The sequence below is a fragment of the Microbacterium sp. X-17 genome (assembly GCF_039615055.1).
The window spans coordinates 517,569-541,392 of the sequence record NZ_JBDHNI010000001.1 but is presented as its reverse complement, the minus strand read 5'-3'; the positions used below and the strand labels follow the sequence as shown (position 1 = coordinate 541,392).

Annotated in this window: 21 protein-coding genes; 1 reads left to right on the top strand and 20 read right to left on the bottom strand. The window is 68.6% G+C overall.

Going from position 1 to position 23,824, the window contains the following annotated elements; genetic code table 11:
- Positions 1-49: 49 nt before the first annotated feature.
- The 3 genes from fusA to rpsL all read right to left on the bottom strand — a co-directional run bounded on the left by fusA (position 50) and on the right by rpsL (position 3,096).
- Positions 50-2,164 (bottom strand): elongation factor G, encoded by a 2,115-nt coding sequence (gene fusA, locus ABCS02_RS02540; protein ID WP_345834044.1) that lies wholly within the window; start codon positions 2,162-2,164, stop codon positions 50-52.
- 87 nt (positions 2,165-2,251) lie between these two features.
- The gene (gene rpsG, locus ABCS02_RS02535; RefSeq protein ID WP_345834043.1) at positions 2,252-2,722 is read right to left on the bottom strand and encodes a 30S ribosomal protein S7; all 471 of its coding nucleotides are present in this window, start codon (positions 2,720-2,722) and stop codon (positions 2,252-2,254) included.
- Positions 2,722-3,096 carry a 30S ribosomal protein S12 gene (gene rpsL, locus ABCS02_RS02530; RefSeq protein ID WP_055811472.1) on the bottom strand — a complete coding sequence of 125 codons (375 nt, stop codon included), beginning with the start codon at positions 3,094-3,096 and terminating at the stop codon, positions 2,722-2,724. The genes rpsG and rpsL overlap by 1 nt, the downstream gene beginning before the upstream one ends.
- Positions 3,097-3,514: 418 nt before the next feature.
- On the opposite strand from rpsL, the gene ABCS02_RS02525 reads away from it, so the two are divergent.
- Complete coding sequence (locus ABCS02_RS02525; protein WP_345834042.1) at positions 3,515-4,357, top strand: WecB/TagA/CpsF family glycosyltransferase; 843 nt, start codon at positions 3,515-3,517, stop codon at positions 4,355-4,357.
- 15 nt (positions 4,358-4,372) lie between these two features.
- Here the strand turns inward: ABCS02_RS02525 and ABCS02_RS02520 are convergent, their stop codons facing one another.
- The 17 genes from ABCS02_RS02520 to rpoC all read right to left on the bottom strand — a co-directional run bounded on the left by ABCS02_RS02520 (position 4,373) and on the right by rpoC (position 23,780).
- The gene (locus ABCS02_RS02520) at positions 4,373-5,482 is read right to left on the bottom strand and encodes a hypothetical protein (RefSeq protein ID WP_345834041.1); all 1,110 of its coding nucleotides are present in this window, start codon (positions 5,480-5,482) and stop codon (positions 4,373-4,375) included.
- A gap of 91 nt (positions 5,483-5,573) precedes the next feature.
- Positions 5,574-6,065, bottom strand: a complete 492-nt coding sequence (locus ABCS02_RS02515) for a DUF6121 family protein (protein WP_345834040.1) — start codon at positions 6,063-6,065, stop codon at positions 5,574-5,576.
- Positions 6,066-6,099: 34 nt separating this feature from the next.
- The gene (locus ABCS02_RS02510) at positions 6,100-7,263 is read right to left on the bottom strand and encodes a hypothetical protein (RefSeq protein ID WP_345834039.1); all 1,164 of its coding nucleotides are present in this window, start codon (positions 7,261-7,263) and stop codon (positions 6,100-6,102) included.
- Between the two features lie 100 nt (positions 7,264-7,363).
- Complete coding sequence (locus ABCS02_RS02505; RefSeq protein ID WP_345834038.1) at positions 7,364-8,113, bottom strand: hypothetical protein; 750 nt, start codon at positions 8,111-8,113, stop codon at positions 7,364-7,366.
- Between the two features lies 1 nt (position 8,114).
- The gene (locus tag ABCS02_RS02500) at positions 8,115-8,894 is read right to left on the bottom strand and encodes a hypothetical protein (protein WP_345834037.1); all 780 of its coding nucleotides are present in this window, start codon (positions 8,892-8,894) and stop codon (positions 8,115-8,117) included.
- Positions 8,891-9,943 (bottom strand): type IV pilus assembly protein PilM, encoded by a 1,053-nt coding sequence (gene pilM / locus ABCS02_RS02495; protein ID WP_345834036.1) that lies wholly within the window; start codon positions 9,941-9,943, stop codon positions 8,891-8,893. Before pilM ends, ABCS02_RS02500 begins: the two co-directional genes overlap by 4 nt.
- A gap of 24 nt (positions 9,944-9,967) precedes the next feature.
- Entirely contained in the window at positions 9,968-10,777 is an 810-nt protein-coding gene (locus tag ABCS02_RS02490) for a prepilin peptidase (RefSeq protein ID WP_345834035.1), read from the bottom strand.
- Positions 10,778-10,786: 9 nt separating this feature from the next.
- Entirely contained in the window at positions 10,787-12,397 is a 1,611-nt protein-coding gene (locus ABCS02_RS02485) for a polymer-forming cytoskeletal protein (protein WP_345834034.1), read from the bottom strand.
- Positions 12,388-13,002: a hypothetical protein gene (locus ABCS02_RS02480; protein WP_345834033.1), complete on the bottom strand. Its 615-nt coding sequence runs from the start codon at positions 13,000-13,002 to the stop codon at positions 12,388-12,390. Before ABCS02_RS02480 ends, ABCS02_RS02485 begins: the two co-directional genes overlap by 10 nt.
- Entirely contained in the window at positions 12,999-13,418 is a 420-nt protein-coding gene (locus ABCS02_RS02475) for a prepilin-type N-terminal cleavage/methylation domain-containing protein (RefSeq protein ID WP_345834032.1), read from the bottom strand. Before ABCS02_RS02475 ends, ABCS02_RS02480 begins: the two co-directional genes overlap by 4 nt.
- Positions 13,419-13,532: 114 nt before the next feature.
- Positions 13,533-14,000, bottom strand: a complete 468-nt coding sequence (locus ABCS02_RS02470; RefSeq protein WP_345834031.1) for a prepilin-type N-terminal cleavage/methylation domain-containing protein — start codon at positions 13,998-14,000, stop codon at positions 13,533-13,535.
- A 215-nt stretch (positions 14,001-14,215) separates the two neighbouring features.
- Positions 14,216-14,692, bottom strand: coding sequence for a prepilin-type N-terminal cleavage/methylation domain-containing protein (locus tag ABCS02_RS02465; RefSeq protein WP_345834030.1), 477 nt, complete (start codon positions 14,690-14,692; stop codon positions 14,216-14,218).
- A 169-nt stretch (positions 14,693-14,861) separates the two neighbouring features.
- The gene (locus tag ABCS02_RS02460; protein WP_345834029.1) at positions 14,862-16,091 is read right to left on the bottom strand and encodes a type II secretion system F family protein; all 1,230 of its coding nucleotides are present in this window, start codon (positions 16,089-16,091) and stop codon (positions 14,862-14,864) included.
- On the bottom strand, positions 16,091-17,734 hold the full coding sequence (locus ABCS02_RS02455; protein ID WP_345834028.1) for a type IV pilus twitching motility protein PilT: 1,644 nt from the start codon (positions 17,732-17,734) through the stop codon (positions 16,091-16,093). Before ABCS02_RS02455 ends, ABCS02_RS02460 begins: the two co-directional genes overlap by 1 nt.
- A 13-nt stretch (positions 17,735-17,747) precedes the next feature.
- Positions 17,748-19,418, bottom strand: a complete 1,671-nt coding sequence (locus ABCS02_RS02450; protein WP_345834027.1) for an ATPase, T2SS/T4P/T4SS family — start codon at positions 19,416-19,418, stop codon at positions 17,748-17,750.
- A 165-nt stretch (positions 19,419-19,583) separates the two neighbouring features.
- Entirely contained in the window at positions 19,584-19,814 is a 231-nt protein-coding gene (locus ABCS02_RS02445) for a hypothetical protein (protein WP_345834026.1), read from the bottom strand.
- A 90-nt stretch (positions 19,815-19,904) separates the two neighbouring features.
- Positions 19,905-23,780, bottom strand: coding sequence for a DNA-directed RNA polymerase subunit beta' (rpoC, locus tag ABCS02_RS02440; protein ID WP_345834025.1), 3,876 nt, complete (start codon positions 23,778-23,780; stop codon positions 19,905-19,907).
- Positions 23,781-23,824 lie beyond the last annotated feature (44 nt).

The following is a 23,824-nucleotide window of genomic DNA, read 5'->3' as shown; positions in this document are numbered from 1 at the left end:
GGATTGGTTTCTTATGTTACGGGATGTTGCCTGGGAGCAGTGACCGAGGTCACTCGCCCTTGCTCTTCTGGACGATCTCGTCGGCCACAGCCTTCGGGACCTCCGCGTAGCTGTCGAACTGCATCGAGTACACCGCACGGCCCGAGGTCTTGGACCGCAGGTCGCCGATGTAGCCGAACATCTCGGACAGCGGGACGTTGGCGCGGACGACCTTGACGCCGCTCGCATCCTCCATGGACTGGATCTGTCCACGGCGGGAGTTGAGGTCGCCGATGACGTCGCCCATGTACTCCTCCGGCGTACGCACCTCGACCGCCATGAGCGGCTCGAGGAGCACCGGGTTCGCCTTGCGCGCAGCCTCCTTGTAGGCCATCGAGCCGGCGATCTTGAACGCCATCTCCGAGGAGTCGACGTCGTGCGAGGCACCGTCGACGAGCGTCGCCTTGACACCCACCGTCGGGAAGCCGGCGAGGACGCCGACCTGCATCGCGTCCTGGATGCCCGCGTCGACCGAGGGGATGTACTCGCGCGGGACGCGACCGCCGGTGACGGCGTTCACGAACTCGTACGAGGTCTCCGGGGTCACCTCGAGCGGCTCCAGGGTGATCTGCACCTTAGCGAACTGACCGGAACCACCGGTCTGCTTCTTGTGGGTGTAGTCGTACTTCTCCACCGTGCGGCGGAGGGTCTCGCGGTAGGCCACCTGCGGCTTGCCGACGTTGGCCTCGACGTTGAACTCGCGCTTCATGCGGTCCACGAGGATGTCGAGGTGCAGCTCGCCCATGCCCTTGATGACCGTCTGACCGGTCTCCTGGTTCTGCTCGGTGCGGAACGTCGGGTCCTCTTCGGCGAGCTTCTGGATGGCCGTGCCGAGCTTCTCCTGGTCGGCCTTGGTCTTCGGCTCGATGGCGACCTCGATGACGGGCTCCGGGAAGGTCATCGACTCGAGGACGACCTGGTGGTCCGGGTCACTCAGGGTGTCACCGGTGGTGGTGTCCTTGAGGCCGATCACCGCGTAGATGTTGCCGGCGGTGACGAAGTCGACCGGGTTCTCCTTGTTGGCGTGCATCTGGAAGATCTTGCCGATGCGCTCCTTCTTGCCCTTGGTCGAGTTCACGACACCGGCGCCGGAGTCGACGCGGCCCGAGTACACGCGCACGTAGGTCAGGCGACCGAAGAACGGGTGCACGGCGACCTTGAACGCGAGGGCCGAGAACGGCTCGGTGGCGTCGGCGTGGCGGAGGATGACCTCCTCCTCGTCGCGCGGGTTGTGCGCCTCGATGGCGGGCACGTCGAGCGGCGACGGGAGGTAGTCGATCACGGCGTCGAGCATCGGCTGCACGCCGCGGTTCTTGAACGCGGAACCGCAGAGAACGGGGTAGATCTCGTTGTTCACGGTGAGCTTGCGGATGGCCGCCTTGATCTCCGCGACGGTGATCTCCTCGCCGCCGAAGAACTTCTCGAGCAGCGCGTCGTCGGTCTCGGCGACGGTCTCCAGGAGGCGGTTGCGGTACTCCTCGGCCTTCTCCTGAAGGTCGGCCGGGATCTCCTGGACCTCGTACTTGGCGCCCATGGTCACGTCACCCTTGGCGTCGCCGGGCCAGACCAGCGCGCGCATCTCGACCAGGTCGACGACGCCGACGAAGTCGGACTCGGAGCCGATCGGGAGCTGCATCACCAGCGGCTTGGCGCCGAGGCGGGAGACGATGGTGTCGACGGTGAAGTAGAAGTCGGCGCCCAGCTTGTCCATCTTGTTGACGAAGCAGATGCGCGGGACGACGTACTTGTCGGCCTGACGCCACACGGTCTCCGACTGGGGCTCGACGCCCTCCTTCGCGTCGAAGACAGCGACGGCGCCGTCGAGGACGCGGAGCGAGCGCTCCACCTCGACGGTGAAGTCGACGTGACCCGGGGTGTCGATGATGTTGATCTGGTTCTTGTTCCAGAAGCAGGTGACCGCGGCGGACGTGATGGTGATGCCGCGCTCCTTCTCCTGCTCCATCCAGTCGGTGGTCGACGCGCCGTCGTGCGTCTCACCGATCTTGTGGTTGACGCCCGTGTAGAACAGGATGCGCTCGGTCGTGGTGGTCTTGCCGGCATCGATGTGGGCCATGATGCCGATGTTGCGGACCTTCTTGAGGTCGGTGAGCACGTCCTGTGCCACAGGGATTCCTCCGAAAAATAGAGAGTGGAAGGGGTGCCGCCCGGGCGCGGCACTGCTACGAGTACAACGCCCGGACGACGAAAATGTTTACCAGCGGTAGTGCGCGAAGGCCTTGTTCGACTCGGCCATCTTGTGCGTGTCCTCGCGGCGCTTGACAGCAGCGCCCAGACCGTTGGAGGCGTCGAGGATCTCGTTGGTGAGACGCTCGGTCATCGTCTTCTCGCGACGACCCTTGGCGTAGCTGGTGAGCCAGCGCAGCGCGAGCGTGTTCGCGCGGTGCGGCTTGACCTCGACCGGCACCTGGTAGGTCGAGCCGCCGACGCGGCGGCTGCGGACCTCGAGGGTGGGGCGGATGTTGTCGAGCGCCTTCTTGAGCGTGACGACCGCGTCCTGGCCGGACTTGGTCGAGACGCCCTCGAGCGCGTCGTAGACGATGCGCTCGGCGAGGCCCTTCTTGCCGTCGAGGAGGATCTTGTTGACGAGCTGGCTGACGACCGGCGAGCCGTACACCGGGTCGGCGACGACGGGGCGCTTCGGAGCGGGACCCTTGCGAGGCATTACTTCTTCTCCATCTTCGCGCCGTAGCGGCTGCGAGCCTGCTTGCGGTTCTTGACGGCCTGGGTGTCGAGCGCGCCACGGACGATCTTGTAGCGGACGCCGGGCAGGTCCTTCACACGGCCGCCGCGGACGAGCACCATCGAGTGCTCCTGCAGGTTGTGGCCCTCACCGGGGATGTACGCGGTGACCTCGGTCCCGTTCGAGAGCTTGACACGCGCGACCTTGCGGAGCGCCGAGTTCGGCTTCTTGGGGGTGGTGGTGTAGACACGGGTGCACACGCCGCGCTGCTGGGGGTTGGACTTCAGGGCGGGAGCCTTGGTCTTGGTGACCTTCGGCGACCGGCCCTTCCGAACCAACTGCTGAATGGTTGGCACTGAACTTCTCCTTTTATGGACTGCACGGTGACAGTTGTTGCTTTTTCCCCGCACCCCGAGCGACCCGCTTCGCGGGCGATCGAGGAGTTGGGGAGTATCGGACCGATGGCCGATATGCCGTGGGGGCGATGATTCCGTGCGGTCTCTCCGCCCATCGGATGAGTACGTGCCGGCCCGCTCGTGTCGGCTCTCGCGAGCACACAACAAGCGCGCGACAGAGCGCACACCCGATAAATACTATCGTCCGCGCGGTGGGCGGTCAAATGAACGAGGGCGTGCTAGCGGGCTGTCCGCGCACAGCGAAAGGGAGGCGCGCGGTGAAGTCTCGGGTGATCACCGGCGCCGCGATGCACCGCGGTGACGGCCGCCCGCGTGGGCCGAAGTCTGGCATCCACTATATATATGCCAATCTTTCCCGGTGCAGACCTTCGAACGCGCCGTCCTGGGCGGCCTCCAGCTCGACCGGGCGGACCTCGACGAGTCCAGCCGCCACGTCATCGACCTCGCCCGCGCGGACGGCGGGATCGTCGTCACCTCCAACGTCTCGATCTCGCGCCACCTGCGCACCGTCGGCCTCCCCGAGCTGGAGGAGCAGACCTCCTTCTGGACCGTCGACGGCGTCCCGCTCACCTGGCTGCTGAGGATCGCGGGCAAGGGCCGGTTCCCCCGCGTCACCGGGACGGATCTGATGAACGCCGTCATCGAGCATCCGGAAGCGACCGACCTGCGCGTCGGCATCGTCGGGGCACACGCGGCCGAGGCGGAGGCGTTCTATCGCGCGCGAGGCCATGCGCACGTGCACGGCGCGGCCCTCCCGTTCGCCGAGCCGGGCAGCCCGGCGCTGATCGACGCCGCGAGCGCGTTCATCGAGCGGGTGCGCCCGGACGTGCTGTTCGTCTGCCTGGGCTTCCCGAAGCAGGAGCGCCTGATCCTGGAGCTGCGGACGAGGCACCCCCAGGGCGTCGTCTACATCGGGGCCGGGGCCGCTGCGCAGATGAACACCGGGCACTTCCCGCGCGCGCCGCACCTGATGCGCCGGCTCGGCCTGGAGTGGGTGTGGCGGATGGGGCAGGACCCGTCGCGGCTCGTGAAGCGATACCTGCTCCAGGACCTGCCGTGGCTCGTCGGGATGATCCCGGTGGCTCTGGTCGAACGGGTGCGGAGCCGGCGCGAGAAGCCCGTGAGGGAGCCTCGTCCGCTCGATGCGGGCTCCGCAGCGGCGGAACGCTCTGCGACCGAGGGCGCCGACCGGGCCGCGTAGCCGCTCAGGCCCTCGTCATGCGCCCGCCTGCGCTCCTGGCCCGCTGTCCGAGATCAGCGGGGTGAAGAGCGCGCCCCCGCCGTCGAAGGTCAGCATGCCGTGGAAGTCGAAGCTCCACGGGTCGGTGTAGCCCTGGCCGGTCGCCCCGTCGGACTTGCGGGTCAGCGTGGCCTCCGCCGAGATGCTGCCTGACGTGCTTTCGACCATCCAGCCTCCCGTCGTCCACACCGGGTCGATCGTGACTTCCGGGCGGGTGTGGAGCTGCCAGCGCACGTCGCTGATGTCGTCGGCGGCGTTGTCCGGGTAAGTGCCGAACGGGCAGTGGGCCGGCACCGCGTCGTGGGAGGCGACGCACCCGTCCAGCCAGGCGTTGATCGTGGTGCGCGCCGCCGCCTGGCCGCCGTCCGAGAGCCGGGCGGTGAACACGGTGGGTGAGAGGGCGCTGCCGGCGGGGGTGGTGGTGATGGCGCGCATGGGGACGTCGAAGTTGGCGCTCGTCGAGACGAGCGCGACCGGGTAGGTGCCGGGCAGCGCGCGGAGGGTGACGGCGGCGCCGAGCGGCATGTTCTCCGGCTTCACGCCGGCGACGGTGTACTGGATCCCGGCCGGGCCCTCGACCATGAGGTCCACGGTGTCGGGCTCGATGCGGCCGAGGCGCCAGAACGGGAGCCCGGGGAGGCCTCCCGCCTTCTCCACGACGAACGAGCGGTCATACGTGCGATCACCCTGCGTGATCTGGGCCTGCACGGTCGTGCTGGCGCCGCGGGTGATCGGGGACTGCACGGTGAAGGAGCTGATGCGGTCGGTGATCTTCGCGTAGGCGGCGTCGTTGAGCAGCACGTCCCCGCTGTTGGCGCGGATCCCGGCCAGCTTCATCGCCGCCTCCGCCTTGCCGTGCTCGAGCTCGCCCAGGTACTGCGCGACCAGCGTGCGCGGGAGGTTCTGGATTGCGATGACCGCCGACAGTGACACGGTGACGCCCGCGGCGGTGACCAGGAGGGTGACGGCGGCGATGAGGGCGATGATCCAGCGGCCCGCGTGCGAGCGCCGGGGTTCGGCGGGAGCGGGCGCGGGTGCGGGGAGGATGTCGTCGGCCGAAAGGGCAGGGGCTGGAGCGTCGGACATCGGAACCTCTCTATCGGGTTCCCGCAGTGTATCGACCGGGGGTGGACCGCCGCGTCCACCCGTTCGGGTCACCCGGCGCGCTCCTGGTCTGCTACTCGTCGCCGGGCCGCTCCCACGGCCAGCGCGGCCTCCCCCGCTGCCGGAAGCGGCCGACCAGGACGAGCTGGTAGAGCAGCATCATCAGGACGGCCGCGGCCCCGGCGGCGATGGCGTAGAGGCTCCCGAGTTGCCCGGCGGCGAAAAGTATGAAGTGCAGGAGGTCGCCGGTCGCGAGCGCGCCGGCCACTCCCCCGGTGAGGCAGTAGGCGAGGTAGCACGCGACGCCCGCGCCGAGCGCGTTGAGCGGCGCGATGCGCTGCTGATCGCCCGGCACGCGGATCCCGGTGAGGATCAGGAGGACGAGGAGCACGGCCACGGCGACGCCCGTCATGATCGGCCCGACCAGCGGCCCGGCCGACGGGTCCGGGATCACCTCGGTGTCCGTCCCGAGCGAGATCAGCCCGAACGCCGCCACGACGACGGCCAGATAGAGGCCGGCGGCGAAGCAGGCGACGACGATGGCGTAGGAACGCTCCTCACGCATGGGAGCCCCCTCGAAAACGGTTCAGTACGGTCGGTCAGTACCCCTGAGCGTACGCGTTGGCGGCCTGGTTCTGGGCGTCCGCGAGGTGCTGCTCGTAGTCGGCCTGGGCCTCCGCGTTGCGCGCCTTCAGCTTGCGTCCGCGCGCGGCGAGCCAGGCTCCCGTCCACACCGACATCTCGCGGGCGATGACGCCGGCGAGGACCGCGAACGGGTTCACCCAGACGCGGCTGAGGATGAGCGCCTGCTCGTCGGCGTTGCGCGACAGGTAGTGCGCGTCCGAGAGCTCGGCGCCGATGTAGACGAGGTAGACGAAGATCGCGACGAACAGGCCGCCGAGGATGTACGCCCACCAGCGGGCCCGGTTGATGATCTGGATGAGCACGACCATCCCGACGAAGAACGCCACGATCGGCGCCCAGCCGGCGAGCTGCGTCGTGAAGTACTGCGTGAGCACCGGCAGGAACTCGCTGCTCGGCGTGAGCATCGCGCCGACGACGACCACGGCGACGGCCCAGAGCACGGCGAACGCGACGGTGCCGACCAGCGCGATGAGGATGCCGATGCCGCGGTTGCTCTTGCGCTTGGGCGGCTCCGGACGCTGCAGGAAGATCGGCGCGACCGGCTGCGGGATGAACGGCGGCGGGGTCTGCGCGGGAGCAGCGGCAGCGGTGGCCTCGCCCTGCGGTGCGGCGGGCGGCTGCTGTGCCTGCTGCTGGGTGGCCTCCGGCGCTGTCGCCTGCTGCGCTGTCGCCTGCTGGGCGGCCTCCCCCGCGATGATGACCGGCGCGGCGGACTCTGCGGGGGACGCGGTGTCCACGGTCGCGTCGCCCGCGGCGGTGGCGCCCTGCTCGCTGGAGGAGCGCGCGACGGCCGCCGCGACGTCGTCGGGCGACGAGGTCACGGGCTCCGGCTCGATCGCCGCGGTCGGCGGGGTCGAGGCGGGGGCGGCGGGCACCTCCGCCGCCGCGTCGTCCGCGGGACGGTTGAGGTGGCCCCGAGCGGAAACGGGCGCCGACGGCGGCACGCTCATCTCCGGGTCGGTGTCGTGAGGCTCACCCGCGGAGGCGGGGGCCGGTTCGGCGTTCGGTCCGGGCTCGGCGGCGGCCGACTCGGCCGGCGCGGTCGCGGGCGGGGTGGCAGGTTCGACCGACCCCGCTTCATCCCGCTTGTCGGCGGGTTCCGGTGTCGTGTCGCTCATGCTGGCACTCCTCGCTGCGCCCCCGGTGGGCACCCTGTGATGTGGTGCCCACTGTAGCAACGGGGGACGGCGGGGCGAGGGAGGTAAGGCGGGAGGGCGGTTACTTGGAGGGGGTGGGGGTCGGAGTCGGCGTGGGCTGGGCGCCGGACAGGACGTAGACGAGGCCCTTGACCGTGTACGTCACCGCGCTGGCCGCGGCGGCGCCTCCCTGGCCCGACGACGCCGACTTGTCCTCGGTGCCCGAGAACCCCGTGACCAGCACCAGCCGTGGGCCGTGCTGGAGCTCACCGAGGAACGCGATCGCCCCGTCGGTCGAGCCCTTGACCGTGATCGTCAGCGGGATCGCGACGAAGTTGCTCGCGGTGATCAGAGAGTTGGTCGTCGTTTTCGGCGCCTGCGGGGCCGTCGGGGCCGCAGGCGCGGTCGCGGTGGGCGCCGGGGTCGGGCTCGGCGACGGGGAGGCCGTGCTGGTCGCAGTCGGGGTCGCGGCGGCCGAGACGGGAGGCGTGTACGCGACGGGATCGGACGGGTCGAAGCCCGTGATCGTCTCGCCCGTCGACGCGGCGAGCACGTGGAGGTCGGCGAGGAGCGCGTCGAGAGAACGGGTCGACGGGATCGAGAGCTGCAGCTTCGCGAGCTGTCCCTTGAACTGGTCGATGTTCGCGTAGTCCTTCTTGAGCTTCTGCAAGGTGACCTCGGACGCCTGGTTGGAGGACGTGATGGTCGCCGTCTGATCCGCTGCGGCGGAGGCCGCCGTGAGCTGCGGCTGCACCCCGAACAGGTAGCCGAGGCCGATGACGAGCGCGATGGCGAGCCCGACGCCCGCGATGACGAGTCGCTGCTTGTCCATGTCACTTTCCCTTCGGGGCGAAGCGGCCGTCGAAGGCCGACGCGTCCAGATGCATGATCGCCGAGGCCGTATAGCCCGACTGGTCGAGGGTGATGCTGCCCGGGGAGACGTCGGCGACCGAGGGAAGCGCGGCGAGTTGCGCCAGCCAGGCGGACACCTCATCGAGGCTCGTGGCCCGCACGTCGATGGTGACGGTGGCGACGCGAGACCCCTCCAGCGGGACCGCCGACTGCTGATATGCGGCCAGCGGCGACGCGGAGTCGATCGTGATGCCGGAGAGCGAGAGTCCTCCGCCGATCGTGCCGCGCACCTTGGTGAGGAACGCGGTCCAGTCGACCTCGGTCGAGGCGCCGACTTCCTGGGCCGCCTTGGTGAGTGCGATCTGGCTCTGCACCTGGCGCACGCCCACGTACTTCTGCTGCTGCTGCGTCAGCGAGACGGTCTGCTGCTGGGCGGCCGAGAGCGACGAGCCCGCCTGCAGGGCGAGGAAGGTGCTGCCGCCGATCGCGCCGGCGACGATGATGATCACGATGACGAGGGCGAGCACCAGACGGCGGGCGATCGCATCGTGACGGCGCGCGGTCTTGACCTCGGGCGGCAGGAGATCGGCCCGCGGCTCCAGGTGGATGAACGATGGGGCGGTGGGCGCCGTTGCGGCCTTGCCCTTCCGCTGGGGTGCGGCCTGCGCCGGCTTCTCCCCTTTCGGGGAGCGGCCGCGACGGCGTCCGCCCTCACCGGGCTCCGGTGTCTCCGCACCCTGGCGGGTCAGCTCGGTGGTCATGCTGCCTCACTTCCCATCGCGAGTCCGAGGGCGACGGTGATGGCCGCCTGATCGTGACGCAGCCGCTGCGCGTCGAGGCTGCGGGAGAGCGCGATCGACGCGAACGGGTCGCCGATCCTCGCCGGTACCCGCGTGTAGTCGGCCACCGCATTCGCGAAGCCGGGAAGCTGTGAGCCGCCGCCGGTCAGGAGGATCCCGGCCACCGGATGCGTCGGTCGCGTGTTCGAGTAATACGAGATCGTGTTGCGCAGGCTGACGAGCAGATCGGCGACGATCTCCATCACGGCGGAGGCGACCGGCTGGCCCTCGGTCGCTGCGAGATCCGGCGCGATGCCGTGGACGCGCTTGAGGCGTTCGGCCTCCTCCGGCGCGACACCGAGGCGGGCGGCGAGACCTGCGGTGATGTCCGAGCCGCCCGCAGCGATGATGCGGACGAACTGGGGCACCCCCTCGGCGGCGACGACCACGCTGGTCGTGCTGGCGCCGACATCCACCAGGGCGACGGTGCCCTGCACGCGTGGCCGCGCCAGGAGCAGGCGGTCGAGCGCGAACGGGATGAGGTCGACTTCGACCGGCGTCAGCCCGGCGGCCTGCACCGCTTTGACGTTGCCGAGCACCGCCTCCTTCACGGCGGCGATGAGCAGTCCGTGTGTGGTCGGACCGTTCTCGGTCATCGACTCCGACACCGGGTAGAAGTCCAGCAGCGCGTCCTGCACGGGTACCGGGAGCATCTCCTGCGCCACGAACGGAAGCGACTCCCGGATGCGCTGGAGGGGCGCGGACGGCACGCTCAGGTCGCGGGCGAGCACGCGCTGGTTGCCCATCCCGAGCACGACCTTGCGGGTCTTGAACCCTCCGACGCTCCAGAGCTGTTTGAGGATGCCGCCCACGGTGTTGGGCTCGAGCACCTCGCCGCGGCTGACAGCGCCCTCGGAGAGCGGGAGCTCGGCGTAGCGCAGCAGCGTCGGCCGGGGCTTGCCCGGGTCGCCGAGTTCGACCGCGCGGATCGTCGTCGTTCCGATGTCCACGCCCACGATCGTCTTAGCCATTGAGCTGTCTCCCTCCGGGCGCCATCACTGGACGCCGATCATGGCGAAGTACGACGCGACGGTAGCCGCACCGAAGAAGATTCCGAACCAGGCTCCGGACAGCATCCACGGGCCGAAGGGGATGCCTCCGGTGCGCTTCACGCGTTTCGAAGCGAGCAGGGCGACGCTGAAGATCCCGCCGAGGACGAAGGCGGCGAACGCTCCGACGACGAGCTGTGCCCAGCCGGCCCACGCGAGGGCGAAGCCGAGGACCGCCGCGAGCTTGACGTCGCCGAAGCCCATGCCGCCGGGACGGACCAGGGCCAGAATGAGATAGAAGAGGAAGAGCGCCGCGGCGCCGATCGCAGCCTGGCCCAGTCGTGCCCAGTCGCCGGCGACGGCGGCCGACGCGCCAAGCAGCGCGACCACGGCGATCGCCGTCGGCAGGACGATCGCATCAGGGAGGCGATGCTTCTCGACGTCGATGATGGCGAGCGCGACGCTCACGGCGGCCAGCCACAGGTAGGCAGTCAGCTCGAGAATGGCCGCTGCCGGCGGGCGCCCGGAGACCCGCAACGGGCCGAGGAACGCGAATGCGACGACGGCGAACAGGAGCGCCGTGCCCAGCTCGACGAGCGGATAGCGCACAGGGATCCGGGTACGGCAGTCGCGGCACCTGCCGCGCAGCAGCAGCCAGGAGAGCACCGGGATGTTGTCGTAGGGCCGGATCGCGCTGTGACATGACGGGCAGGCGCTCGCGGGGCGGAGGATGGAGAGCCCGGCGGGCACGCGGTAGACGACAACGTTGAGGAACGACCCGATGAGCGAGCCGAACAGGGCGACGACGACGACCATGATCGGCACCTATCCCGAGATGTTCCGGGTGGAGAACACCGTGTCGAGGTGTCCGGGGACGGGTGGGGTGGGCGGGTTGTAGGTGCCGTTGTTGAAGTCCACGCCCGGCAATCCCATCGAGACGAAGTTGAGTGTGTACGAGTTGTTGAATCCGACGCCCGCCGAGTAGATCTGCCCCCACCAGGTGCTCCCGGTGTTGGCCAGAACGCACGGGGTGTAGATCATGATCGGCGCGGTCGCGTCGTTGTTCACCTGGTTCTCGATCTTGGTCGTGAGCCCGGGGGTCGGGCACGTGGGCGAAGCGTCCTTCACCGAGTCGGGCGTCACGATGTAGAGCCGGTGCGTGCCCGTCCCTGCCGCGGACGTGATCGTCAGGCTCTTGAGGTCGAACGCGTCGGCGATCAGCGCGACGTCCGTCTTCAGGGTGATGTTGCTGGTGCTGCCCGTGAGGTTCACCATGCCGAGCGGGCATCTCGAGTCGGCGAGTACGACGGTCGGGGTGGTCGCCGCGTTGATGGCGGCGGCGACATCGGGGCCCTGGCAGGTCGCCGGAACGGCCTCCGGCCAGAGGGTCCCCGACGGGTTCGCCCAGTCGGTGTGGCGATACGCGAAGTCGACCCAGTTCGGAACCGTCGGCGGCGTCGGCGTGACGATGCCGGAGACGTTCTGGGTGATGCGGGAGGCAGGGAGTCCGCTCCCGGAGACCGACACGGTGCCCGCGGTCTTGAACGTGCCGCCCACGCTTCCCGAGACGGTCGACTGGCCGCCCGCGGGACCGGCGATGACGCTGCCGCCGACGCTGCCGACGATGCTCACCGGACCGGACGACGTGACGTTGCCGTTCACCTGCGCACCGTTGGCGATCGTCACGACGGGCGAACCCGATCCGCTGCCGTGCACGTTGCCCGTGATGACGCTGTTGTTGCCGACCTGCACGGTGTTGGAGGCCCACAGGTCGCCGTTGATGGTGCACCCGCTCGGAGACTGGTAGGAGCCCGCCCCGAGGATGACATCGCCCTGGATCGTTCCGCCGGTCTGGCAGCTCGCGCTACCGCTTCGGAACTCGATGCCCGGGCTGCTGGTGCCGCTCTGTGTGATCGTGATGTTGGTGATCGTGGAGTCCGTGACGCCGTAACCGTAGACGGCGGCTCCGGAACCCTGGATCGACTGTCCGGGGATGAACGGGATGTAGTTGTAGATGGTCTCCACGGTCCGGGTGACCGCGGACCATGCCGACGCCGTGCCGACGGAGACGATCTTGACCCTGTTGACGTCGCTCGCGGTGGACGGGCAGCCCGTGATCCAGGTCGTGCCGGTGACCGTGCGCTGGTATGAAAGCGTCACCGAGTACTTGGGGGTCACGCTGCTGGTGTACGGCAGGGTGCAGGTGCCCTGGGTCATCTGCGCCGCCACGACGGCCACGCCGGCCTGGGCTGCGGCCTGGGCCTGGACGGCCGCACGGCTCGTGTCGCTGTAGCGGAACGACGTGACAACCATGGTGCTGCCCAGCAGCAGGAACGCCATGAGCACGGCGGCGACGCCGATCACGGCCACGAGCGCCCCGCCCCGGTCGTCACTGCGACGAGGGAGGCGCACGGAAAGGCGACGGATCAGAAGCATGGCGAGCTCACAGGTGTCGTGTTGGCGATGTGGACGGTGGTCTCGATGTGGACGGGCTTCTGCGACCCGTTCACGACATCGAACTTCAGGTCGACGCGCGTTCCGCTCGGGGTGGCGAAGACCGTGGAGGACTGGGCGGCGGAGACGTTCGCGCCGAGCCCGCTTCCGATGATCTCCCAGCTCGAGTCCGGCGCGCCGGACGGCATCGCGATCGCGGCCGCGGGGAAGACCGTCTTGACGTAGATCGAGCCTCCCCCGGCCGGGTTGAAGTACCAGGCGCTGCAGCCGATGGAGGCAGTGGTCTGGGTGGGGTCGCTGGCCGCCGTCATCGAATACACCCGGGCCTGGAGCAGCTGCGCACCGGAGACCGGGTCGGTGGTGACCGACACGGCGGTGGCGTTCGCGACGCCCTGCGTCACCGAGCGGGCGACCAACTGGCCGAGCGTCGCCGACGCCGTGGCGGCCCGGGTGCTCGTCTGCGCCTTGTTGGCGCTGATCAGGAGGCCGGTCACCGCGACGAGGACCATGATGGTCAGCGCGGAGGCGACGATGAGTTCGATCAGCGTGAATCCCTCGTCCGCCTTCTCGGCGTCCCGGCGCATCACGATGCCGCCTTGACGAGGACCAGAGTCGTGACCGAGGCGATGACGGACGAGCTGCCCGACAGGGTCACGGTGACCTTGACCTGGATGGTGCTCGGATACGAGGCCGGGCACGGCAAGGTGACGATCCGGTGCGGCTGCAGGCTGACCCCGCGACCGTCGACCACGGCAGGGACGGTCTCGGTCTGATAGGACTGCAAGGCGGCGCAGGTGGCAGCACGGCTCTGCGCGTCGTCGATCTGCTGACCGGCGAGCTGGCTCGCCGTGGCGATCGTGGTGTTGGTGGAGGTGGCCCGCATCTGGGAGACGAACGCCGGCACGAGTGCCAGGGCGACGACGACCAGCAGGAGCATGGCGACCATCACTTCGATCAGCGTGAAGCCGGAGTCGTCTCGGACGAGACGGGAAGACTTCTTCACGGGTTCACCTCCCTTCGATTTCGGGTCTCTCGGGGTGTGGGTGGGTCTTGTTCGCCGCATATGGCGAAAGGTGGGCGGACAGCCGTGGGATCACGACCATCCGCCCACCGCGGATCAGCAGCCGGCCGGCTTGGTCTTCGACGCTCCGGTCGAGTCGGTCGCGTAGAACACGGTGTGACCGCTGCTCGTGCTCGTCGCGGTGACACAGAAGCCGCTCCCCGCGGCAGCCGGGGTGTAGGTCAGGCTCTGCGTGTTGTTGCTGAGGCTGGCACCACCGCTGATCGCTTCCGGGGTGAGGACCTTTCCAGTGGCGTCGACCACAGCAGTGGAGGCCGGCAGGGCGCCGGTGCTCGTCTGCATGCTGACGACGGCGGTCTTGAGGTTGACGACGTCGGACTGAGCCGAGCTGTCCTTGGCGTTGTCCTGGATACCGAGGTAGACGGGGATCGCGATCGCGGCGAGGATGCCGATGATGATCACGACGACCAGGAGTTCGATGAGGGTGAAGCCCTTCTCGACCTCCTCGCCCTGCAGGAGGGCCTTACGACGGTCGTTCAGCTTGCCCATGAGTCGGAAGTACATTGCAGTTCCATTCGGTCGGATTGGCGGGGAGACCGGGCTGCGAGACTCCCGATCGGCTTCGATGCTATTTCGCGGGTGACGTGCGGCTTAATCCCGCGAGTGGGGGGTTTACGGTATTTCGGTGGCCCCAGTTGAGGGGCTCTGACCAGGGTTTTGTCCGCCAAAACGGGGACAGAAGCCGGGTAGGACTGCTGCCGCCCTACCCGGCGCCGGCGTCACGGGCAGACGCTGCCGGTCGGCTTGGTCTTGGTCGCCCCGCTCGAGTCGGTCGCGTAGAACACGGTGTGATTGGTGCTCGTGCTCGTCGCCTCGACGCAGAACTGGCTGCCGGTGCCCGGGGTGTAGCTGAGGCTCTGCGTGTTGTTGCTGAGGCTGGCGCCACCGCTGATCGCAGCGGAGGTGAGGATCTTCCCGGTGGAGTCGACCACAAGGGTGGAGGGCGACGGCAGGGCGCCCGTGCCCGTCTGCATGCTGACCACGGCGGTCTTGAGGTTGACGACGTCGGACTGGGCCGAGCTGTCCTTGGCGTTGTCCTGGATGCCCAGGTACACGGGGATGGCGATCGCGGCCAGGATGCCGATGATGATCACCACGACGAGGAGTTCGATGAGGGTGAAGCCCTTGTCCGTCTCCTCGCCGGCGGCCAGTGCCTTGCGACGGTCGTTCAGGGTGCCCATGATGCGGAAGTACATTGCAGGTCCATTCGTTCGGGTAACGGGAAGACCGGGCCTAGGAGACCGCCCGATCGAGGCCGATGCTATTTCTCAGGAAACATGCAAGATAATCCCGCAAGTGGGGGGTATTCTTCATTCTTCTGACCCCAGTTGAGGGGCTTTCGATGCGCGCTGAGGCGGGCGCGCGTCAGTGGATGAGCGTGGCGATCTGGAAGATCGGCATGTAGAGCGCGACGATCATGCCGCCGATGACGACGCCGAGGAAGGCGATCAGGAGCGGCTCGATGAGCGACGTGAGCGCCTCCGTCATCGACTCGACCTCGTTGTCGTAGAAGACCGCGATCTTGTCCAGCATCGTCTCCAGGGAGCCCGCATCCTCGCCCACGGCGATCATCTGGGTGACCATCGGCGGGAACACGTCCACGCGTGACATCGGCTTGGCGATCGACTCGCCCTTGCGGACCGAGTCGGCGACCTCTTCGAGGGCGTTCTGGATGACCCAGTTGCCGGAGGTCGCACCCACGATGTGGAGGGCCTGCAGGATCGGCACGCCCGCGCCGATCATGTTCGACAGGTTCTTCGAGAACCGCGCGATCGCGATCTTCTTGTTGAGGGCGCCGAACACGGGGATCCGGAACCGGATCGGGTCGGTATGCCGCCGGACGTCCTCGTTGTTCTTGTTGACCCGCCACCACAGCCAGCTGCCGATGATGAGAACCGCCAGCAACGGACCGAGCCAGACCATCGCCGCCGAGAGGTTGACGAGGATCTGCGTCGGCAGCGGCAGCTGCCCGCCCAGGCTCTGGAACATATTCTTGAAGATCGGGACGATGAAGATCAGCATGATGACGACGGAGACCAGCGACATCACCAGCACGACGACCGGGTAGGTCATCGCCGACTTGATCGTGGCTCGGAGCTTGACCTCCTTCTCGAAGTTCTCCGCGATCGACGAGAGGGCGCTGTCGAGGAAGCCGCCGGTCTCGCCCGCCCGGACCATGCTGATCATCAGCGGCGGGAAGTCCACGTCGTGCTTGGCCATCGCCGCCGACAACGACGTGCCGTCCTCCACGTCGTCGCGCACCGTGGAGAGGATCTCCCGCAGGCGCTTCGACTCGGTCTGGTCCGCCAGGATATTCAACGTCCGCAGCAGCGAGAGCCCCGAGCCGATCATCGTCGCCATCTGGCGGCTCATCACGGCGAGGTCCTTGAGCTTCACGACCTTCTGGAAGCCCGGGATCGTGATCTCCTTCTGGAGCCCCGTGCCCGCCGACGACTCCTGGATGGAGACCGGGCTGAGGCCCATCGCCCGCAGGCGGACGACGACGGCGCCCTCGCTGGGGGCGTCCAGCTTGCCTTTGACGAGCTTGCCGGCGTTGGTCCGCCCCGCGTACGCGAACGTCGCCGAGCCGGCCATCAGCGCACCGTCCCGGAGTAACGGTCGCCGAAGTCCGGCCCGCTCTCGGCGATGGCCCATGCGGAGGCCGCCGTGGGCGACTCCACGCGCTGGATGAGGCGGTCGAGGCCCTGCGGGTCGTGGGCCTTCTCGAACGCGGCGCCGCGGGTGATCGCGCCCGAGTCGACGAGGTCGGCGAGGTGCTGGTCCATGGTGTGCATCCCCTGGTCACGGCCCGCCTGCATCATCGAGCCGATCTGGTAGGTCTTGCCCTCGCGGATGAGGTTCGCGATGGCCGGCGTCGTCAGCATGACCTCGGTCGCGACGGCACGGCCGCGGCCGGACGCCTTCTTGACGAGGGTCTGACAGATGACGCCCTGGAGCGTCGCGGCGAGCTGGGCGCGCACCTGCTGCTGCTGGTGCGGCGGGAACACGTCGATGACACGGTCGATGGTCTGCGGAGCGTCCTGCGTGTGCAGGGTCGCGAAGACCAGGTGGCCGGTCTCGGCGGCGGTCAGAGCGACGGAGATGGTCTCCAGGTCGCGGAGCTCGCCGATGAGGATGACGTCGGGGTCCTGGCGCAGCACGTGCTTGAGGGCGTTGTTGAAGCTGTGGGTGTCGTGGCCGACCTCGCGCTGGTTGACGAGCGCCTTCTTGTGGGTGTGCATGAACTCGATCGGGTCCTCGACCGTCACGATGTGGTCGGCGCGCGTCGTGTTCACCAGGTCGATCAGCGCGGCCAGCGTGGTCGACTTGCCCGAACCGGTCGGACCGGTGACCAGGACGAGTCCACGGGGCAGTTGCGACAGCTTGGCCACACTGTCCGGGATGCCCAGCTCGTGCAGCCCCTTGATCTCCGTGGGGATGAGACGGAAGGCTGCGCCGACCGAGCCGCGCTGCTGGTAGATGTTGACGCGGAAACGCGAGTTCGCGGAGATCGTGAACGCGAAGTCGAGTTCGAGCTCGCGCTCGAACACCGCCCTCTGGCGCTCGTCGAGCAGGCTGAACAGGGCCTCGCGGGTGCGCTCGTGACCCCAGACCGTCGAGGAGCCGGCCGGGGTGAGCGCGCCGTCCACACGGACCATGGGCGCCGCGCCGACCGTCACATGGAGGTCGGAGGCCCGGAGGGTGACGACGGTGCGCAGAGCGGCGACCAGCTCCTGGTCGGCCGCAGCCAGCGCCTCGCGCTCCGCGGGGGTGAGCGTATGGAGGTCGTCCTCGGCCTCCTGTGCGACAGGCGCGGGGGCGGCGGGCGCGGAGGCGGCAGGCGGCTCATACGCGACGGGCGCCTGCTGCGACGGCGGCTCGTAGGCCGCGGCAGCGGGCTCGTACGCCGGAGCCGGCGGCTCGTACGCCGGAGGCTCGTACCCGCTGGTCGGCGCGACGTACGCCGGCGGCTCCACGGGCGCCGGAGCGAACTCGTATGCGGTCGTCGGCGGCGTGTACTCGTAGGCCGGCGCCGGAGGCTGAGCGGCCGGCGCAGCCGTGTCCGCCGGAGCAGGGTAGAACGAGGTCGGCAGCGGGTCCGCGAACGCGTCGAACGGCCCGGAGACCGGGCGCGCCCAGCCCGGGGCCTCGGGAGGCGTCACCGGGATCTCGTAGATCGGGCGACCCTCCGCGGCCTTCGCCGCGTTCCAGCCCTCGTTCGCTGCGTCCGTTGCCATCTGAACCCCTTCCCTACGCGACCACACGCAGAATCTCGTCGACCGACGTCTGACCGAGCTTGACTTTCTCCCAGCCGTCCTCGCGCAGGGTCAGCATCCCCTGCTCGCGGGCGGCCCGGCCGATCTCGGCGCTCGACGCCCGCTCGACGGTGAGCCGTTCGATCTCCTCCGTGACGGCCATGACCTCGTGGACGGCGAGCCGCCCGCGGTAGCCGGTGTTCGAGCAGGCCTGGCAGCCGACAGGGCCGAAGATGACCGGCGGCTCGCCGTCGCTGTCGACGGCAAAGCGCATCCGGATCAGGTCGTCCGTCTCGTACGCGAGCGGCTGCTTGCAGCGCTCGCACAGCCGGCGGGCGAGGCGCTGGGCGACGACGCAGTCGAGGGCGGACCCGACGAGGAACGGCTCGATGTCCATCTCTGTTAGACGCGTCACCGCGCTCGGAGCGTCGTTCGTGTGCAGCGTGGAGAGCACCAGGTGGCCGGTCAGCGAGGCCTCGATCGCGATCTGCGCGGTCTCGTGGTCGCGGATCTCGCCGAGCAGCACCACATCCGGGTCGCTGCGGAGGATGCTGCGCAGGGCGCTGGCGAAGGTGAGGCCCGCCTTCGGGTTCACCTGCACCTGATTGATGCCGGGCATGCGGTACTCGACCGGGTCCTCGACGGTGATGACGTTGATCTCGGGCTTCGACACCGCGTTCAGCGTCGTGTAGAGCGTGGTGGACTTGCCCGAGCCGGTGGGGCCGGTCACCAGGATCATCCCGTACGGCTTGGAGTACGCCGTCTTGAACGTCTCCAGGTTGCGGTCGAGCAGGTTGAGGTCGCGGAGCGTCAGTGACGTGTTGGTGTTGTCCAGGATTCGCATGACGACCTTCTCGCCCCACACCGTGGGGAGGGTCGCGACGCGCAGGTCGATCTGCCGCCCGCCGTGCACGACGGACATACGGCCGTCCTGCGGCTTACGCCGCTCGGCGATGTCGATGTCGCTCATGATCTTGAGGCGCGAGATGACACCGTTCTGCACTGTCTTGGGCGCGGACTGCATCTCGTGCAGCACACCGTCGATGCGGTAGCGGACCCGGAGGCTGTGCTCCCCCGGCTCGATGTGGATGTCGGAGGCGCGATCCTGGATGGCCTGACTGACGATGAGGTTCACGAAGCGCACGATGGGCGCCTCGTCGTCGGCCAGCTCGTCGGTGATCGCGGCAGAGCTGAGCTCCTCGGGGGCGGCTTCGTCCTCGAGGGTGGTGGTCAGGTCGTTGAGCTCGTCGTCCGCCCGGATGTACCGGTCGATGGCGGCGGCGAGGTCGGTTGGCTCGGCCACGACGGCGACGATGGGCATCCGCGCGGCGGCGCGGACGTCGTCCAGCGCGAGGACGTCGCCCGGGTCGGACGACGCCAACAGGAGGGCGCCGTCGACCACGCCGATCGGCAGCACATTGTGCCGTTTGCAGATCGCCCCGTTCACCAGCGCGACCGCGGCCCGGTCGACCGGGTAGTCCACGAGCTCGACGAAGGGCGCGCCGGCCTGGGCCGCGCGGGCGCGCGCGAGCTGCAGCGGTGTGATGGCACCGCGCTCGACCAGTTCGCGCACGACGGACTCCTCCGACGCGGGCTCGCTCACCGAGTCCAAGTACTCGATGGGCAGGTGGCCGTGAAGGATGAGGATCTCTGTCATGGACGCCACGGGGACCTCCTCGGATAGCAGGCCTGCCGGCGTCGGGTCACCGGCAGAGCGTCGCCGTCCCCCGGTCGAGACTCCGGGCGGGGCGAAGCCTTGTCACCCTAACTTCCGCTGAGGCTCGCTCAACAGTCCCGCTTGCGGGTGCCCCATCAACGGGGGACAGCCTCCTCAGCGGCGCCGGAGGTCGCCGCGACGGCTCGCGAGGTAGACGAGGACTCCGGCCAGGACCGCGCAGCCCATCGTCGTCATCCAGAACGGGAGAGTGCCGGCGGCGTGCCCGGAGACGGCCTGCACGATGCCGACCACGAAGCTCACGACGGCGACGACGAGCGCCACGGCGGCGAAGCCGACCATCGAGCGGCCGACCGTGTCGGTGTACTGCAGCAGCTGTCTCCACACGGGTTCTATTGTCCCGTACTCGCGCGGCCACCAACGACGAAGGCCCCCGGCAAGCGCCGGGGGCCTTCGTGGTACGGACTACCTACGAACTCAGTTGTAGGTGCCCGGGGTGTAGTCGTCCGAGCTGAAGCTGTCGAAGTCGACGAAGCTCAGGTCGTTCTCGCTGAACGCGGAGTCGTCGGCGAAGATGCGGTTGGGGTACCGCTCCGCCTTGGCCTCCTCCGTCGCCTCCACCGAGACGTTCCGGTAGCGGGACAGGCCCGTGCCGGCCGGGATGAGCTTACCGATGATGACGTTCTCCTTGAGACCGATCAGCGGGTCGGACTTGCCCTCCATCGCCGCCTGCGTCAGGACGCGGGTGGTCTCCTGGAAGGACGCGGCCGACAGCCACGACTCGGTCGCCAGCGAGGCCTTGGTGATACCCATGACCTCCTGACGGGCGGACGCCGTCTTCTTGCCCTCGGTCAGCGCCGCACGGTTGATCTCGTTGTACCGCGAGCGGTCGACGAGCTCACCCGGGAGCAGGTCGGTGTCGCCGTGGTCGACGACGGTGACCTTGCGGAGCATCTGACGGACGATGACCTCGATGTGCTTGTCGTGGATCGGCACGCCCTGCGAGCGGTAGACGCCCTGGACGCCGCCCACCAGGTGCTTCTGCACCTCGCGGACGCCCTTGACCCGGAGGACCTCCTTCGGGTCGACCGTTCCCACGATCAGCTGCTGGCCGAGCTCAACGCGCTGGCCGTCCTCCACGAGGAGGGTCGAGCGCTTCAGCACCGGGTAGACGTGCGGCTCGTCGCCGTTGTCCGGGGTCAGGATGACCTTGCGGGACTTGTCCGTCTCCTCGATGACGATGCGGCCGGCGGCCTCGGCGATCGGGGACGCACCCTTGGGGGTACGGGCCTCGAACAGCTCCTGCACGCGCGGCAGACCCTGGGTGATGTCGTCCGCGGAGGCCGAACCACCGGTGTGGAAGGTACGCATCGTGAGCTGCGTTCCGGGCTCACCGATCGACTGGGCGGCGATGATGCCGACCGCCTCGCCGATGTCCACGAGCTTGCCGGTCGCGAGCGAACGGCCGTAGCAGGCGGCGCAGACGCCGACCGCCGACTCGCAGGTGAGCACCGAGCGGACCTTGATGTCCTGGACACCGGCGGCCACCAGCTTGTCGATGAGCACGTCGCCCACGTCCTCGCCGGCCTTCGCCACGACGTCGCCGTTCGAGCCCACGGCGTCGGCCGCGAGCGTGCGGGCGAACACCGAGTTCTCGACGTTCGGGTCGCGCGTGAGCACGCCCTCGGCGTCCACGGTCGCGATCGGCAGGTCGAGGCCCTTGGTCGTCCCGCAGTCGTCCTCGCGGATGATGACATCCTGCGAGACGTCCACCAGACGACGGGTCAGGTAGCCCGAGTCCGCCGTACGGAGGGCCGTGTCGGCCAGACCCTTACGGGCACCGTGCGTCGCGATGAAGTACTCCGCCACCGACAGACCCTCGCGGTACGAGGAGATGATCGGACGGGGGATGATCTCACCCTTCGGGTTGTTCACCAGACCACGCATACCGGCGATGTTGCGCACCTGCAGCCAGTTACCACGGGCGCCCGAGGTGACCATGCGGTTGATGGTGTTGTCGACCGGGAAGTTGGCGCGCATGGCCTCGGCCACCTCGTTGGTCGCCTCGGTCCAGATCTTCACCAGCTCCTGGCGACGCTCGAGGTCGGTCGTGAGACCCTTCTCGAACTCCGCCGTGATCTTCGCGGCCTTCTTCTCGTAGCCGGCCACGATCTGCGCCTTGTTCGGCGGGGTCAGGATGTCGCTCAACGACACCGTGACGCCCGAGCGGGTGCCCCAGTAGAAGCCAGCGTCCTTGATCCGGTCGAGCGCCGCGGCGACCTCCACCTTGGGGTAGCGCTCCGCCAGGGCGTTGACGATCGACGAGATCTGACCCTTGTCGGCGACCTCCTCCACGTAGGGGTAGTCCGCCGGCAGCGCCTCGTTGAAGAGGGCGCGGCCGAGGGTGGTCTCCACGATCGCGGTGATCGGCTCGGCACCGGTGTCGGCGGCGTCCGACGGCACGTAGTTGTCGAGGCGGATCTTCACCTTGGCGTTGAGGTGCAGCGAGCCCTGGTCCTTCGCGAGGATCGCCTCGGAGACCGAGGAGAACGCGCGACCCTCGCCCACGGCGCCCTCGCGGACGGTGGTGAGGTGGTGCAGACCGATGATCATGTCCTGCGAGGGCAGGGTGACCGGGCGGCCGTCGGACGGCTTCAGGATGTTGTTCGAGGCGAGCATCAGGATGCGGGCCTCGGCCTGGGCCTCCACCGACAGGGGCAGGTGCACGGCCATCTGGTCGCCGTCGAAGTCCGCGTTGAAGGCGGCGCACACCAGCGGGTGGAGCTGGATGGCCTTGCCCTCGACGAGCTGCGGCTCGAAGGCCTGGATGCCGAGACGGTGCAGGGTGGGAGCGCGGTTCAGGAGGACCGGGCGCTCGCGGATGATCTCCTCGAGGACGTCCCAGACCTGCGGGCGCGAACGCTCCACCATGCGCTTGGCGGCCTTGATGTTCTGAGCGTGGCTCAGGTCGATCAGGCGCTTGATCACGAACGGCTTGAACAGCTCCAGCGCCATCTGCTTGGGCAGACCGCACTGGTGCAGCTTGAGCTGCGGACCCACGATGATGACCGAACGGCCCGAGTAGTCCACGCGCTTGCCGAGCAGGTTCTGGCGGAACCGGCCCTGCTTGCCCTTCAGCATGTCGCTGAGGGACTTGAGCGCGCGGTTGCCGGTGCCCGTGACCGGGCGGCCGCGGCGGCCGTTGTCGAACAGCGCGTCGACGGCCTCCTGGAGCATGCGCTTCTCGTTGTTCACGATGATCTCGGGAGCGCCGAGGTCGAGCAGGCGGCGGAGACGGTTGTTGCGGTTGATCACGCGGCGGTACAGGTCGTTCAGGTCGGAGGTCGCGAAGCGGCCACCGTCGAGCTGGACCATCGGGCGAAGCTCCGGCGGGATGACCGGGACGACGTCCAGGACCATCGCGGCCGGCGAGTTGCCGGTCGCCAGGAACGACGACACCACGCGCAGGCGCTTGATGGCGCGGATCTTCTTCTGGCCCTTGCCGTTCGCGATCTGCTCGCGGAGCAGCTCGGCCTCGGCGGTCAGGTCGAACGCCTGCAGGCGGCGCTTGATCGCCTCGGCGCCCATGAACGCCTCGAAGTACAGGCCGTAGCGGTCCACGAGCTCGTTGAAGTCCGCGTCCTCCGGCTTGAGGTCGCCGACCTTGAGGGTGCGGAACGACTCCCACACGCGCTCCAGGCGGGCGATGTCCTCGTCGTAGGACTTGCGGATCTGGCCCATCTCCTTCTCGGAGGTGTCCTTGACGCGACGCTTCTGGTCGGCCTTGGCACCTTCCTCCTCGAGGGCGGCGAGATCGGTCTCCAGGCGCTGCAGACGGTCGGCGACGCGGGCGTCGCGCTGGTCGGCCAGCGTCTTGATCTCCAGGCGCAGCTCGTTCTCCAGGCCCGGGAGGTCGGCGTGACGGCCGTCCTCGTCGACCTCGATCACCATGTAGGCGGCGAAGTAGATGACCTTCTCGAGGTCCTTCGGCGCCATGTCGAGCAGGTAGCCGAGGCGGCTGGGCACACCCTTGAAGTACCAGATGTGCGTGACCGGCGCGGCCAGCTCGATGTGGCCCATGCGCTCGCGGCGGACGGAGGACTTGGTGACCTCCACGCCGCAGCGCTCGCACACGATGCCCTTGAACCGGACGCGCTTGTACTTGCCGCACGAGCACTCCCAGTCGCGGGACGGGCCGAAGATCTGCTCTCCGAACAGGCCGTCCTTCTCGGGCTTCAGCGTGCGGTAGTTGATCGTCTCGGGCTTCTTGACCTCGCCGTAGCTCCAGCGACGGATGTCGTCAGCGGTGGCCAGGCCGATACGCAGCTCATCGAAAGTTGTTGCGTCGAGCAATGTTTCACTCTCTCCTATAGAAGATTCGTCAGGTGGGTCTGGCT